The following is a 15,443-nucleotide window of genomic DNA, read 5'->3' on the forward strand; positions in this document are numbered from 1 at the left end:
GAAACGAAGAGAAATGTAATTATTTGTTTTATGATGATGTAGGTTTAGGGTTTAAGTATATAACTAAATTTTGATTAGATTATTATCTTTACAAGCATGCAACACCAATCCAAACTTCCAAATGTAGGCACTACCATTTTTACTGAGATGAGTGCTTTGGCTAATGAATATAAAGCTATCAATTTATCGCAAGGTTTTCCAAATTTCAAGAGTGATCAAAAGCTTATGGATTTGGTTTCTGAAGCTATGAACTCTGGGTATAACCAGTATGCACCAATGGCTGGAAGTTTGAATTTGAGAAAAGCCATTTCAAATAAAATAGAACAGCTGTATAATGTTTCATATCACCCAGATTCTGAAATTACAGTTGCTGCTGGAGCTACTCAAGCAATCTACACCATAATTTCTGCCTTTGTAAGACCAGGCGATGAGGTGATAATTTTTAAGCCAGCTTACGATTGTTATGAACCAGCTATAGAAGTCAATGGAGGAATTACTAAAGTTATTCAACTTAGTGCACCAAAGTATAGAGTAGATTGGGATGAGGTAAAACAACTGTTTTCATCAAAAACAAAGATGATTATCGTCAATACACCTCACAATCCAAGTGGCACTATTTTGTATAAGGAAGACATGTTAAAGCTTCAAGAATTGACAAAAGGCACCAATTGTATTGTACTTAGTGATGAGGTTTATGAACATATCATTTTTGATAACGAGCAGCATCAAAGTGCCTGTCTGTTTCCAGATTTGAAAGACAGGAGTTTTATTGTGGCTTCTTTTGGAAAAACGTTTCATAATACTGGCTGGAAAATTGGTTACTGCTGTGCTCCAAAAGATTTGATGGTTGAGTTTAGGAAAGTACACCAATTCAATGTGTTTTCGGTACACCATCCATCACAACAGGGTTTGGCAGAATATTTACAGCACCCAAACCACTATTTAGAGTTGCCAAAATTCTTTCAGGAAAAACGTGACCTGTTTTTGCAATTAATAGAAGGATCTAGATTTAAAGCAACACCTTCAAAAGGGACTTATTTTCAAGTACTAGAATATTCTGAAATCACCAATGAATACGACATAGAGTTTGCTAAACGCCTTACCAAAGAAAAAGGAATTGCCTCAATACCGCTTTCAGTTTTCAACGATAATAACAAAGACGACAAAGTACTTAGGTTTTGCTTTGCCAAGACTGAAGAGACTTTAGAACAAGCTGCTGAAATACTCCGTAAAATTTAACGATGTTACTTTTTTAAAATTTCTGTGTCATAAGTATAGAATCAAAACTTTTGACAGTATGAAACTATGGATGATGATTTTATGTCTGTGCTTTGGATTGACACTCAATGCACAAGAAGATATAAAAAGTACAAACCAATATCAGGTAAAAAAGGGTAGAATCTATCTTGATGATAAGGATGTTACAGAGACGTTTACAGTTGAGCAACGTAAAGTAATTATTGAGAGGCTTAAAAAAGCCTCGGAGGAAGCAAAAACTGAAAAGGTTCAAAAGAAGAAAGAGAAAGCACTACGAAAAGCAGAAAAGGCTGAGAAAAAAGCAAAGAAGGCAGCTAAGAAAGCAGAAAGAGCACTTAGAAAAAAAGAAAAAGCCCAAAAAGGATTTGATAAAGCAACGAAAGCTTTGAATAAAGCCAACAGGAAATACGAAAAGCTTAAGAGTAAAGGAAAGCTATCGCCAGAAGATGAACGAAAAATGTTAGAAAAGATAGAAAAGCTTACTCAAAGGCAAGCCAAGGCAAAAAGAAAGATGTAATCTACTTAGAGGTGGTTAATCTAAGCCAAGTTTGAAAATGGTCAAGCTTGGCTTTTCTTTTTTGTATATAATATCTAATTTTAAAGCATGCAAGAGGACTTAAAAATCGCATTGATTCAATCGAGCTTGGCTTGGGAAAATGCTACACAAAACAGAAAGAACTTCACTGAGAAGATAAATAGTATTGATGAAGATGTTGATGTAATTGTACTGCCAGAAATGTTTACCACAGGCTTCACTATGAATGCCAATGGCAATAAAGAAACCATGCAAGGAGAAACAGTACAATGGTTGTTAGATATGGCTTCTAAAAAGGATGTCGCTATAACAGGAAGTATTATTGTAGAAGAAGAAGGTGCATTTTACAATCGATTATTATTTGTAGAGCCAAACGGAGTAATAAGCACCTATGATAAAAAACACACATTCACTTTGGCTGGAGAGCACAAAGTTTATAAGGCAGGCGATAAAAAACTCATAGTCGATTATAAAGGCTGGAGCATATGTCCACTTGTTTGCTATGATTTGAGATTTCCTGTATGGGCCAGAAATACTGAAGATTACGATCTTTTGATCTATGTTGCCAATTGGCCAAAAGTAAGAGTTGATGCCTGGTCCACTTTACTCAAAGCTAGAGCCATTGAGAATATGAGTTATTGTATTGGTGTGAATAGAGTAGGATTGGATGGAAACAATTACGAATATTCTGGACATTCTGCAGCGTATGATGTGCTTGGAAATCGATTAGACAATATAGAAGTAGGTAAGGAGCAAATAGAAGTTATTACACTTTCTAAAAGCCATATCAAAACCTATAGAGATAAATTACAGTTTCTCGAAGATAGAGACAGTTTTAGTCTAAAGTAAACTCGGGTTGATTAATCCAATTTGCTCTGGCTTCTACTTTTTCTGGGTAGAAACTTATGCGTTCGGGTTGAATGCCTTTAAGATAATTTCCAGAGTCCCATTTACCGTTTTCGTTTTCATCAAAAATAACCCTTATATAATAGTCCTTTGGTGCGATATGCTCAAAGTCAACAGGTTTATTTTCTGTAACGTATTGCTCGTAAAATACTTTGTTAGTGTCATCTACAAGTTGAACAATAACAGGGTACTTCGCATTGATTAATCTCAATCTAATATCTGAATATTGTGTGAAATCTTTGGTTCGCAAAGTATAGTTTAGTGTATCATTCACATTCCCGAAAAAGTCTGTCAATGCGTTTGGTAGTAATTGTACCTTATAGGTTTCGTCCTCTTTTTTATCAAACTTGAATTTATACGTATTGAAAAGTGTATCTAACTCGGTTTGGTAATCAACAGCCAAAGAATCCTTATCTATAATAGTAATATAAGATTTGTCGATCTTAGCAAATGGAACAGAACCTGTAATGGTAAAATCATCATCAAATTTTAGGGTTCCTCTAGGTTCTGAAGACAAGGTCAACGAATCTTTTTCAAGATCTCTAAAGCGATGTTTGAGCGTGTCAACATGAGTGTTATTGGTTATCCTAAATAACGTTGAATCGAGTTCTACTTTTGGCTTGTACCAATAATATAAAGTATCTACATCTTTATCCTTTGTGATTCTAATTTCAGAGCCTTCAGGCTTTGAATCGAGCATATCAATGGTAGTGCCTTTATAATTACCTTCATAGCCAAAAGCAATTTTTTGACCTGCAACTTGCCTTGGTCTCAATGCCTTAAAATCTAGCTCTTCCTGAAATAATTTTATCAAATAGGTAGAATCTGTTGGTACCTCGATAAACTCTTTATGGAAACCAATTTTATCAGTTTTTGGTTGAAACGTAAAGTTGCCGCTCTCTTCTTTTAGTGCAACAAGCATATACTTGCCAGATTTTATATTGTCGATACTGAAGACAGTAGTACTATCGAGCGTATTGGTAACGTATTTTGGTTTTTCTTTATATACAATAGAATCTGTAAATGTTGAATCAACCTCATACAGCATTACAGAAATAAACTTATCTGTAACTCTATTGCTAGCATCCATAACTTGACCGCTTACAGACAGTGAATCAATGGTTTCTCCTGTAGAAAACACATAGCGATAATAAGGATATGGATTTTCTTCATTATTGTCGACAATACTTTGCCCAAAGTTAAAGGCATAAGTGGTGTTGGGAAGTAACGTGTCTTTAATTTTGATGCGAATATATTTGCTTGCAGTCCCTAGAGGTATGATGTCTGGTTCTGGATCCATTGGTGGTGAAATAATAAGCTGTTTTTGAAGATCTTTAACTTTGATATACTCATCAAAATAAATTCTTATTTCATCACCTGTGAAATTGGTCGTAAAGTTCTCTGGTGTGGATCTTATGATTTCTGGTGGTGTAACATCTTTTTCACCTCCAGAAGGCGTACCTCGATTGGCACAACCAATAATAAAGCTAAGAGAAATTAATGCAAAAAGAAATTGAGAACTGCGTTTGAGCATTTTCAGATTATTATGGCGCAAAGAAACGACTTATTTGGCATACAAACGTAAAAATTAATTCGCAATTGCCATTGTTGCAATACTTAACTTTATATTCTCAATTTTTAACAATTCATTAGCACAGGCCTCAATTGTAGCTCCAGTAGTAATAATATCATCCACTAATAAAATATGCTTGCCACTTAGATGTTCTGTTTGTGTAAGATTGAAAGCAGTATTACTATCTGACCAACGTTTTATTCGACTTTTGAAAACCTGAGTTTTCAATGCCGAGCTTTTTTTAAGAAGTGTGTCATTGTAATCCACTTGTAAAGCATTCGCTATTTCTTTACCAAACTCTGCGACTTGGTTATAGCCACGCTTTCTCATTTTGGATTTATGCAGCGGAACAGGGATAACAATATCTATGTCTTCATAGGATTGAACAGATTTCAATTCTTCTCCAAGCCACTGACCAAGATAAGTGCTGATGGATTCATGTCGTCTATATTTTAGATTATGAAGCAATTCTTGTACTATGCCCTTTTTTGAAAAGTGAAATAGAGCTGTGGCATTTTCAAGAGAAACACGTCCGAACAGGATTTTTTTCATTTCTGAATCGTCTTCAAAGTGAAAATTAGTTGTCGGAAGTTGATGTCTGCAAGAGGTACAAATGTAATTTTCATTGTCACTAAGATGGGTTCTACATCCAAGACAAGATTTGGGAAAAAATAAGTTTAACAAATTTATTATCACTTTATCGATAAAAATAAAATAAAGTTGTGGATACTGTTACTTTTGTGCATTGAAATTATGAAAATTAATAATGATAGTTAACCCTCAATTATTTAACTACAGATTAATTATTAGTTCATTAATTGTTGCCATTGCAGTTTTAACAGTTTTTAGTTTTTCAAACTATATATCCATTGAACAACAAAAAAACGCTATAGAAGAAGAAAAAAAACTGGTAGAAAGCGAACTGTCCCAAATGATTTCGACAAATGATGATTTAACTTCTGTTAATACCTCTTTATCATCAGAACTCGAAGACGCTAAACAAAACACAAAAATCGCTCTGGACTCACTAAGATTATTGAATAGTGATTTATCCGTAATTGCTAAGTATAAGGATCAGGCACGTGGTTTGGTTTCAAAGAACAAGAGGTTAGAAGCTTCTGTTGAAACTTTGGAAACCACTAATGCTGAATTGGAAGAAGATGTTAGAGAGGCAGAAGAAGCTCTTAAACTTCAACAGGATGAGAACACAGTCCTTACTGAGGTTAATGAGTCTCTAAAGACTACAATAGAAGAAGCATCTGCACTAAAAGCTATGGCATTTGATGTGTCATCTTACAATACTGTTCTAGGAAGAAAATTGGCTACAACCAAAGCTTCTAAGACTAATGTTATAGACGTTTGCATAACACTTGCAGAAAACGTTCTCACAAAACCAGGAAAAAAAGACATTTACATACAAATTGTAGATCCAAGGAATAATGTTTTTGCAGACAAAGGTGTCGCAAAATTCGATGATTCTTCCTTAATCTACAGTGCCAAGACTACAGTTCACTATAGAAACCAATCTATGGGAGTTTGCACAGCTATAGGCGCTAGCAAACAAGAAATGCCTTTGCTCGAAGGTAAATACTACATAAGTGCGTTTCATAATGGAGTAAAACTTGGAAGTACAGAGATATATCTAAAATAATATTTAACTCAAGCTATTATTTTAATAAAAACCGTTCTTCAGTTAGAGCGGTTTTTTATTTTTGCAGCATGGCAAATAAAGAGGACAAATTCAAGAAGGTAATTGCACATGCCAAGGAATATGGTTATGTGTTTCAGAGTAGTGAAATCTATGATGGATTAAGCGCAGTATATGACTATGGCCAAAATGGTGTTGAACTAAAGAAAAACATCAGAGATTATTGGTGGAAGGCTATGGTGCAAATGCACGATAATATTGTTGGAATCGATGCAGCAATCTTTATGCACCCAACAACTTGGAAAGCTTCAGGCCATGTCGATGCATTTAACGACCCGTTGATTGATAACAAGGATTCTAAAAAGCGCTACAGAGCTGATGTACTTGTTGAAGATTATGTCGGAAAACTAGATGCCAAGATAGAGAAAGAAGTGAAAAAAGCTGCCAAGCGATTTGAAGATGCTTTTGACAAAGACCAGTTTCTATCTACTAATCCTAGAGTACTTCAGTATAAAGAAAAAGGAGATGCAATCCTTAAGCGTTTAGGACGATCTTTAGAGAATGAAGATTTAGCAGATGTGAAGGCTCTGATTGAAGAATTAGAAATTGCTTGCCCACTGTCTGGAAGTAAAAACTGGACTGATGTTAAGCAATTCAATTTAATGTTTGGAACTAAGCTTGGAGCTTCTGCAGAGCATGCGACAGATCTATATCTTAGACCAGAAACTGCTCAAGGTATTTTTGTGAATTTCCTTAACGTGCAAAAAACTGGTAGGATGAAGATTCCTTTCGGAATTGCTCAAACAGGAAAAGCGTTCAGAAACGAAATTGTTGCAAGACAATTCATTTTTAGAATGCGTGAGTTTGAACAAATGGAAATGCAATTCTTCATAAAACCAGGAACACAACAAGAATGGTATAAGTACTGGAAAGAGCATCGTCTTAAGTGGCACTTGTCATTGGGTCTGGGAGAAGATAATTACCGCTTCCACGATCATGAAAAGTTAGCACACTATGCAGATGCAGCAGCAGATATAGAGTTCAGGTTCCCATTTGGATTTAAAGAACTAGAAGGAATCCACTCGCGTACAGATTTTGATTTGGCTCAACACGAAGAATATTCTGGGAAGAAACTGCAATACTTCGATCATGAAGAGAATAGGAGTTATGTGCCTTATGTACTAGAAACTTCGATAGGTTTGGATAGAATGTTCTTAGCAGTGTTCTCTAATTCACTTCAAGAAGAAGTATTAGAAGATGGTACTACCAGAGACGTGTTAAAATTACCAGCTGTGTTAGCGCCTACAAAAGCTGCAATTTTACCATTGGTTAGAAAGGATGAAGGATTGGTGAAAATGTCTAAGGATATCGTTAATGACCTTAAGTGGGACTTTAGTGTAGCTTATGATGAAAAAGATGCAGTCGGAAGACGCTACAGAAGACAAGATGCAGCTGGGACACCATTTTGTATTACAGTCGATGGAGAAAGTTTAGAAAATAATACTGTAACAATTCGATACAGAGATACTATGGAGCAAAAACGAATTGCGATTGATGAAATAAAGGCTGTAGTAAAAGAAGAAGTTGATGTGAAAAATTGGCTCATGAAGATGTAGTCAAAACATAACGAACACAAAAAAGCCAGTGCATTTGCACTGGCTTTTTTGTTTATATATGAAAATAATTAGTACTTAATAAACTTCTGAGTTTTAGTTGCATTCTCTAGTTTAAGTCTTAAGATATAGTTTCCTGAAGCTAGTTCAGATACATCTAAAGTGTCACTATTTAACTTTCCATTCATCACACGTCCACCATTGATGTTAAACACACTATAAACAACGCCTTGTAAGCTTAATGTTGAATTAAGGTTTAGAACATCTTTAGTTGGGTTTGGATGCATGATTAAATTGTCCACACTAGTTTCCTCGAAAGATAACGTAAAGTCTCCTTCAGGAACCTGAAGTGTAGAGTTAATAGCTGGGTTAGAAATAACATCCTCAATACCACCTGGCCAAGTAACCTTCACATAATTAATTTGTGTATCAGTTCCAATACCAAAGTGTGTGTTAAGAGAATTCATATACTTAAATCCATCACCTGCGCGAACATCTCTAATTTGAGTTCCAGAAGGTGTATTGATTTCAACTCTTGCTCCAATACCATTTCTGTTACTACCATTAGTTAATCCATCGTAAGCTTTACCAATGGTTACAATTTTTATCCAGTTGTGGTTGGTTTCTTTTTGGTTAGTATATAAACTACCGTTAGCAAAAAGATCTAAATAACCATCATTGTTAATGTCTCCGATAGCACCACCGTAACCTGGAGGTAAAGTAAGTGTAGTAATAGCACTAAACGTTAAGTCTCCATTACCAAATAAGATAACACCATTAGAGTATACATCTAAATTTCCGTCGTTATCAAAATCGTGAGCAATGTTCTCATGTCCTATAGATTCAGTTAGTGTTATTCCAGCTCCTGCTGTAACATCAACAAATAAATCTAATGAAGGGTTGCTTTGACGCTCAATAAGGTTGTTTTTCATTAAGGTATGGTCACTACCTGTACTAGATCCTACATACACATCCATATCACCATCATTATCAAAATCTCCCCAAGCAGAAGACCATGTTTGGATATTGTCCCATAGGTTTATACCAGGATCGTTGGCAATTTCAGTAAAACTTCCATTTCCATCATTTCTATGTAATTGGTTTTTTGGTCTGTCACCAGAACCACCACATTTAGCCATAAACATATCTATATCACCATCATTGTCATAATCAACCCATATAGAGGCATAATTACCACCAGAAGAATAGCTTCCAAGACCATTAGAATTGTTGAAGACTAAGTTGTTAGATCCATCGTTGATATAAGATACACTTGGCGCTACATCATGACAAACAAAGGCATCTAAATGACCATCAATGTTAAGGTCAACAAAATTTGATCTTTGTGAGAAAACATATTCTGGACCTGAAATTTCTGTATAAGCAGTACCATCTGCATTTGCTTGCATAAAGGTAACACCAGTACCAGAACCATATAATAAATCATTATATCCATTAGCATCAAAATCTCCTGCAGCCATACTCCATCCAGGAAGGAAGTCTGCAGAAGTTGTAGTGATTTCTCTAAATACAAATGAACCATCTGGTTGTTGCTCGTTGATATAGATTTTGTTAGAACTTACAGAAACAGGATCATCCAGGAAGTCTCCATTCATATCTATCAATCCAAGATCATAAGAACCAGGAGCACTTATAGAAGATTGAACAAATGTAATTGGAGAAGTTGGTGCTGGAGGTGGTGGATCAGTCTCAGTTAAGATAAAATCAAAATCGCTACTGTCTCCCCATCTATCATCCCATACGATGTAGTAAGTCGTATTTGCAACCGCGTCAAACTCAACAACAGATAAGTAGCTAGGGTTTCCAATGACACCTGTGTCATCGTCACCAGCTACACAAGTTAGAGAACCACAGTCTCCAGTAAAAACATGAACTCTAGTATCTTTTCCTTCGTTTTGTGCCAAATCAGCACTAACAGATACTATATAATCTTGAGATGGTACGTATTTTACCCATTCTCCACCAGTAACATTTGTACTACTACCAACACAAAATAGTGGTGGGTCGTCACCGTTTATAGTGCCTATGGAGTAAGTAACATCAGCAACTATCGATGTTGCAGCTAAAGCATCTGCACAACTATCTTCTCCAACCTGTGCTGAAACCGATAGTGCAGTCGCCATGCTGATACAAAAAAGTAATAATTTTTTCATAATCGGGGTTATTTATTTTGGTATTCTAATTAGTGAGTTAAAATTTAATTTGTTTATATATTATTATATCATTCACATTCTACGGTTAATGAGTTAATCCATTCTTGTACAAGGGCTACGCCTTCATCATGTCTCAGTGTTCTACCCTGTAATGGCATTCTCAGTGATTCTTCAACGGTATCTATTCTAAATGCTAGTATCGACCTATCAACATTACCAGGTTCAATAATCTTTGTCAAAGACGCATCAAACACTTCATGAGCGTCTACACATACACCAAGATTAGCAATGTCTTCCCCAGATTTTTTGAAAGAAAATCTAACAGGTCTATAATTACAATGCCCACTTTCTGAGTGACAGTGTGCACAGTTAATGTCTAAGTAAGATCTAACCCTTAATTCTAAAGGTTCTGATTCGTCCTCCCAATCTACGTGGCTAACGATATCTGTAGGGTATCCGCTTTCTAAATATCCAAACTCTTCCCACTTTTGCAGTTGATTCATAGTGCCTTCATCATATGCATACATTCTGTTTAGACTCTGAGGTTTCATTCCAATTGGGAATGGCACATCAGCTGCTGATTTATGACATGTTAAACACGAAGGTTCAGCAGGAACACCATAGTTTACATTTCTAACCACACCATCAATTTCAAACTCTATCTGTTCAAAACTTCCGGAAAGGTCAAACACAGCTTCGGTTTGAGCCTCATTCCATTTATAGTTGGCAAACTGCCAACCACTTTCTTTTTTTATTTGTAGTCTTGTTTCCAAGATTCTTTTATTTCCGGCTGGTAAGACATTGTCGTACAGGAATGTTTTAATCAAAATAGTACCAACAGGGAAGTCCATTATCGAATAATCGTTTATGTATGATGCACTGCTTCCATTTGGCATCCAAATAAATCTTTTCTTGGTAGCATAATCCGAAAACAAAGGTGTAATAATATCGTATGGTAGAACGCCGTAAGTAGGATTTAAATCCGCCATATTACCACTGAAGAAGTTATATTCATCTAAAGTGTCGTATGGCATTTCATCTAAGTTGAAATTTACGATAGTAACAGGGTTAACTGTTACTGTCACTGTAGCTGATGAACAGTTTTCTGGACTTGAACATATGGTATATTGAAATGAGTCTTCTCCAAAGAAATCAGCATTAGGAGTATAGCGTACTCTATCATCACTAGGATTATTAGGAGTTCCGTTATCTAATACTTCTAGAGTTGCATTAATACTAGTGCCTAATGTAAAAGAGCCTTCATTCATCACATTAGTATCATTGGATAAAACATTTATATCGACAGAGGCATTCTGAAATACCTGCGCACTATCATCCTGTGCATTAACCAACAATGGTTGCATAGTTCCATTATCTTCAGAACAGGATAAAAAAATCAGCAGGAGTAATAGAACTCCTGAAAATTTACAGCAATTTTTTAGCATTTACAGTAAAATTTGGATACCGAATATACTAAATTAAGCTAGTATTTTGGGAATTAATTAGTTGTATGGCAACTTTTTGCTGCCAAGGAGAATAAAAAATCGATGATGTGCAAATGTTGTGGTTCTAAACCAGACTGTTTTTAACCAAATATTCAGCAATTTGAACAGCATTGGTAGCAGCACCTTTCCTTAGGTTGTCACTTACTATCCACATATTTAATGAATTAGGCTGAGAACCATCCCTTCTAATACGGCCTACAAAAACATCATCTTTTCCATGAGCATAGATTGGCATAGGATAAGTATTGACATCAATATTATCTTGAAGCGTTACACCAGGGGTATTATTGAGAATCTGCCTGACGTCTTGAATATCAAAGTCATTTTCAAATTCAATATTTACAGATTCGCTATGGCCACCAGAGGTTGGTATACGCACAGCAGTTGCAGTTACTGCAATAGTTCTGTCATCAAGAATTTTTTGAGTCTCTCTAACCAATTTCATTTCTTCTTTGGTATATCCATTTTCCTCGAAAACATCACAGTGTGGTAAAGCATTTCTGTGTATTGGGTAAGGGTAGGCCATTTCGCCCTTAATACCAGCCATTTCGTTTTCTAGTTGCTTTACTGCTTTAACTCCAGTACCAGAAACAGATTGGTAAGTAGAAACTACGATACGTTTAATTTTGTACTTATCATGCAACGGCGCAAGAGCCATTACCATTTGTATCGTAGAGCAATTAGGGTTTGCAATGATTTTGTCATCAGATGAGAGCGCTTTGGCGTTAATCTCTGGAACTACCAATTTTTTGGTTTGATCCATTCGCCAAGCTGATGAATTATCTATGACTGTTGTGCCTACTTCAGCAAACTTTGGTGCCCATTCTTTTGAAGTTCCACCACCAGCTGAAAACAGAGCAATATCAGGCTTTTGCCCTATAGCATCGGTCATTCCACAGACTTTGTATGGTTTTCCTTTGAATGAAATTTCTTTACCAATGCTTCTTTCGGAAGCTACAGGGATTAATTCACTTACAGGAAAACTACGTTCTTCAAGAACTTTCAACATAACTTCACCAACTAAACCAGTGGCTCCAACTAATGCTACTTTCATAAATAATTCAATTATGAAGCAAATGTACTTAAGTTTTCAATAAAAAAGCCACTTCTGTTTAGAAGTGGCTTTGAATTTATAGTTTTATTAAGAATGTTTATTTCTTAAGTGAATCTCTAATTTCTGTCAATAAATCAATTTCAGATGGCCCAGATGGTGGTGCTGGTTCTTCTGGCTTCTTCATTTTGTTAACCGCTTTGACAACCATGAACATCACAAATGCTACGATAATAAAGTCAATAACATTGGTTAAGAAAGCTCCCCAATGTAACGCAACTTCACCTTCAATGACACCTTCCGCATTAGCAACTCCCTCTTTTAATACATACTTTAAAGATTTAAAGTCGGCGTTGAAAATTAGACCAATAAGCGGAGAGACAATACCGCCAGTAAATGAAGCAACCACCTTGTTAAAGGCAGCACCCATTACAAAACCAACTGCAATGTCTACTAAATTGCCTTTCATGGCAAAGTCCTTAAATTCTTTTAACATTCCCATAGTGTATATGTTTAATTAGTTAGTTAATAGATTACTAAAATAACCAAAAAAGAGAAATGTTAAAATTATGAAGAGGAATTATGCTATTACGATTCGTTTTATTCTTTGAGAAATGGCAGTGATAATTTCATAAGAAATAGTATTGGCTTGTGATGCAAAGTCTTCAGCAGAATGTTCTCCATTAAAAATAATCACTTCATCACCTTCGCGACATTCAATATTAGTAATATTCACCATAATCATATCCATGCAGACATTACCTATAATAGGTGCTTTCTTACCATTGATAATTATATAGCCCTTTTCATTACCATATTGTCTGCCAATACCATCTGCATGACCGATAGGTATCGTTGCTGTTTTCTCATAACTTTTTGCACTGTAGGCTCTGTTATATCCGACAGTTTCATTGGGTTCAATGAGATGAATTTGAGAAATAACAGATTTTAGTGTAGCAATTGGTTTTAAATGTTTGTTTTCATTTTTATCATTGCCAAAACCATAAAGTCCTATACCACAACGAACCATATCTAAATGTGCTTCTGGATAATTAATGGTTCCAGAAGTATTACACAGGTGTAGCCAAGGATTAGTATTGGTTTTTTTTGAAAATTCTTCAGCTATGGCTTTAAAATCTTCAATTTGTTTCAAAGTGAATTCTTTTTCATTTAGATCTTCACTTGCAGCAAGATGTGAGAATATTGATCGTACGGTAATGGATTCTGATTCTGAAACCTTTGAAGCAATAAAATCAACATCATTTTCCCAAAACCCTAATCGGTTCAAACCTGTATTGAATTTTATATGAACAGGATAGGCTTTTTGATTTAGTGCTTCGGCTTTAGCTATAAATTCATTAAGCACTTTAGCATTGTAAAGTGCAGGTTCTAAGCAACGCTCAATAATGTCTTCAAAATGAACTGGTAAAGGGTGAAGCACCATAATAGGCTTGGTAATTCCTGCATTGCGTAATGCAATACCTTCGGTAGTGTAGGCTACAGCAAAGTAATCGACATCTAATTTTTGAAGGTGATTAGCTATAACTTCAGCATCGCTACCATAAGCAAAAGCCTTAACTACTGCTAAAAATCGAGTATGAGGATTTAATTTAGATTTTAGGTGCTTGAAGTTATGCTCAAGTGCCTTTAAATCTATTTCAAGACAAGTTTCTTGAGCTTTAGGCATTAGACCTTTTTTGAGTTTTAGGCGATACCTCTTCGGCATCTTTCACTTTCATATTACGAACTTTGTCTCGTAACATGGTTTTATAAAAAGCAGCTCTACTAAGCGGCTCATATTCATCAACTTCTCCAAGTAAAACCAAGTCATCACTTTTGGCTTTTCTGTAGCTGTATTGCGCCAAATTCCCTGTTCGGGTACAAATGGCATGTACCTTAGTAACGTACTCAGCTGTAGCCATAAGGTAAGGCATTGGGCCAAAAGGATTGCCTTTAAAATCCATGTCCAACCCTGCTACGATAACGCGAATACCTTTATTGGCCAAATCATTACATACTCTTACAATTTCATCATCGAAGAACTGTGCTTCATCAATACCAACAACATCACAACTATCTGCTAGGATAGGAATATTTGCTGCAGCAGGAACAGGTGTTGAGCGGATAGAATTATCGTCGTGCGAGACAACTTCATCATCATCATATCTGGTGTCAATAGCAGGTTTGAAAATCTCTACTTTTTGTCTTGCAAATTGGGCGCGTTTGAGTCTTCTTATGAGCTCTTCGGTTTTACCAGAAAACATTGAGCCACAAATCACTTCTATCCATCCAAATTGTTCTTTATGATTTACGGTATTTTCGAGAAACATTTTGTAATTTTAAAGACTAAAACGAGGCTTATTTCGTTTTTTATAAAGGTGACGCAAATTTATTAAAAAACAAAAGTATTTGGCATTTTAATCTTATAAGTTATGAAGAAGAAACTAGAATCAGAATTAATAAGCATTGCACATAGAATTCTTAAATTAAAAGGAAAGGAAGATGTCATAAAAATGCATGCTGAAGTAGCTGCACTTTATGAAAAGTTGACGGTTCTTAAGTTTGGGCAAGAGAATTTTGAAGACGATATGCCAACCATTGGTGGAGATTCTTCTTTCTTCGGAATGTTGGATACGGCTTTCAATAATAAAGTAAGTGATAATATTGAGGTAGAAGATAAGATTTATGTGAACCTTGATACAGATCGTGAAGTCATTACGCAGCCATTAATGGAAAAGATTAAAGATTTGGTTGCTCAAATGCCACAAGAGGCACAACAAGTAGACACTATACTTGAAGCTGAACCGATTAAAGAAAATGGGCAACACACAGAAGAATTAGAATCTATTGTAGCGGACTTTGCCGAAATGCCAGAGTTTGAACCTCTAGAAGATGCTCTAAAACGTGAAGAAGAAAGTAAACCAAAGTCTTTGAATGATAAACTAAAGGTAGGAAGTCTTCAAATAGGATTAAATGACAAGATTGCTTTTATAAAACATCTATTTGATGGTAAAAGTGAAGATTACGATCGTGTTGTATCGCAAATTAATACTGCTTCTACACTTGAAGATGCTGAGCGTTTGATTCAAAATATCATTAAACCAGATTATAACGATTGGGAAGGCAAGGAAGAATACGAAGAGCGCTTCATGGAAATCGTTCAAAATAAATTCAACTAAAT

At 35.5% G+C, this 15,443-nt stretch carries 14 protein-coding genes; 6 read left to right on the top strand and 8 right to left on the bottom strand.

The features are described 5' to 3' along the window. The first annotated feature begins 96 nt into the window (after positions 1 to 96). The 3 genes from NCE97_RS03355 (at position 97) to NCE97_RS03365 (ending at position 2,641) form a co-directional block, all read left to right on the top strand. The gene (locus NCE97_RS03355; RefSeq protein WP_353777451.1) at positions 97 to 1,239 is read left to right on the top strand and encodes a methionine aminotransferase; all 1,143 of its coding nucleotides are present in this window, start codon (positions 97 to 99) and stop codon (positions 1,237 to 1,239) included. 58 nt (positions 1,240 to 1,297) lie between these two features. After that, entirely contained in the window at positions 1,298 to 1,774 is a 477-nt protein-coding gene (locus NCE97_RS03360; protein WP_353777452.1) for a hypothetical protein, read from the top strand. 87 nt (positions 1,775 to 1,861) lie between these two features. Further along, positions 1,862 to 2,641 carry an amidohydrolase gene (locus tag NCE97_RS03365; RefSeq protein ID WP_353777453.1) on the top strand — a complete coding sequence of 260 codons (780 nt, stop codon included), beginning with the start codon at positions 1,862 to 1,864 and terminating at the stop codon, positions 2,639 to 2,641. Here NCE97_RS03365 and NCE97_RS03370 read toward each other — a convergent pair. Further along, positions 2,628 to 4,232, bottom strand: coding sequence for an Ig-like domain-containing domain (locus NCE97_RS03370; RefSeq protein WP_353777454.1), 1,605 nt, complete (start codon positions 4,230 to 4,232; stop codon positions 2,628 to 2,630). The genes NCE97_RS03365 and NCE97_RS03370 overlap by 14 nt on opposite strands. Before the next feature lie 54 nt (positions 4,233 to 4,286). Continuing rightward, the gene (locus NCE97_RS03375) at positions 4,287 to 4,967 is read right to left on the bottom strand and encodes a ComF family protein (RefSeq protein WP_353777455.1); all 681 of its coding nucleotides are present in this window, start codon (positions 4,965 to 4,967) and stop codon (positions 4,287 to 4,289) included. Positions 4,968 to 5,037: 70 nt separating this feature from the next. Between NCE97_RS03375 and NCE97_RS03380 the strand changes: the two genes are divergently transcribed. Next, the gene (locus NCE97_RS03380; RefSeq protein ID WP_353777456.1) at positions 5,038 to 5,922 is read left to right on the top strand and encodes a DUF8428 domain-containing protein; all 885 of its coding nucleotides are present in this window, start codon (positions 5,038 to 5,040) and stop codon (positions 5,920 to 5,922) included. 68 nt (positions 5,923 to 5,990) lie between these two features. Further along, positions 5,991 to 7,535 carry a glycine--tRNA ligase gene (locus tag NCE97_RS03385; protein ID WP_353777457.1) on the top strand — a complete coding sequence of 515 codons (1,545 nt, stop codon included), beginning with the start codon at positions 5,991 to 5,993 and terminating at the stop codon, positions 7,533 to 7,535. 68 nt (positions 7,536 to 7,603) lie between these two features. On the opposite strand, the gene NCE97_RS03390 is transcribed toward NCE97_RS03385, so the two are convergent. The 6 genes from NCE97_RS03390 to NCE97_RS03415 all read right to left on the bottom strand — a co-directional run bounded on the left by NCE97_RS03390 (position 7,604) and on the right by NCE97_RS03415 (position 14,592). Next, positions 7,604 to 9,706 (bottom strand): FG-GAP-like repeat-containing protein, encoded by a 2,103-nt coding sequence (locus NCE97_RS03390; protein WP_353777458.1) that lies wholly within the window; start codon positions 9,704 to 9,706, stop codon positions 7,604 to 7,606. Positions 9,707 to 9,774: 68 nt separating this feature from the next. Beyond that, positions 9,775 to 11,151, bottom strand: coding sequence for an Ig-like domain-containing protein (locus NCE97_RS03395; protein ID WP_353777459.1), 1,377 nt, complete (start codon positions 11,149 to 11,151; stop codon positions 9,775 to 9,777). Between the two features lie 124 nt (positions 11,152 to 11,275). After that, entirely contained in the window at positions 11,276 to 12,265 is a 990-nt protein-coding gene (locus NCE97_RS03400) for an aspartate-semialdehyde dehydrogenase (RefSeq protein ID WP_353777460.1), read from the bottom strand. A 97-nt stretch (positions 12,266 to 12,362) separates the two neighbouring features. Beyond that, positions 12,363 to 12,758, bottom strand: a complete 396-nt coding sequence (gene mscL / locus NCE97_RS03405) for a large conductance mechanosensitive channel protein MscL (RefSeq protein WP_353777486.1) — start codon at positions 12,756 to 12,758, stop codon at positions 12,363 to 12,365. A gap of 84 nt (positions 12,759 to 12,842) precedes the next feature. Next, on the bottom strand, positions 12,843 to 13,949 hold the full coding sequence (gene alr, locus NCE97_RS03410; RefSeq protein WP_353777461.1) for an alanine racemase: 1,107 nt from the start codon (positions 13,947 to 13,949) through the stop codon (positions 12,843 to 12,845). Further along, positions 13,942 to 14,592 carry a thymidine kinase gene (locus NCE97_RS03415; protein WP_353777462.1) on the bottom strand — a complete coding sequence of 217 codons (651 nt, stop codon included), beginning with the start codon at positions 14,590 to 14,592 and terminating at the stop codon, positions 13,942 to 13,944. The genes alr and NCE97_RS03415 overlap by 8 nt, the downstream gene beginning before the upstream one ends. Positions 14,593 to 14,694: 102 nt before the next feature. Between NCE97_RS03415 and NCE97_RS03420 the strand changes: the two genes are divergently transcribed. Beyond that, positions 14,695 to 15,441 (top strand): DUF8457 domain-containing protein, encoded by a 747-nt coding sequence (locus tag NCE97_RS03420; protein ID WP_353777463.1) that lies wholly within the window; start codon positions 14,695 to 14,697, stop codon positions 15,439 to 15,441. Positions 15,442 to 15,443: the final 2 nt, after the last annotated feature.

The organism is Winogradskyella sp. 3972H.M.0a.05, assembly GCF_040493455.1.
In the GTDB taxonomy this organism is placed as follows: Bacteria; Bacteroidota; Bacteroidia; order Flavobacteriales; family Flavobacteriaceae; genus Microcosmobacter.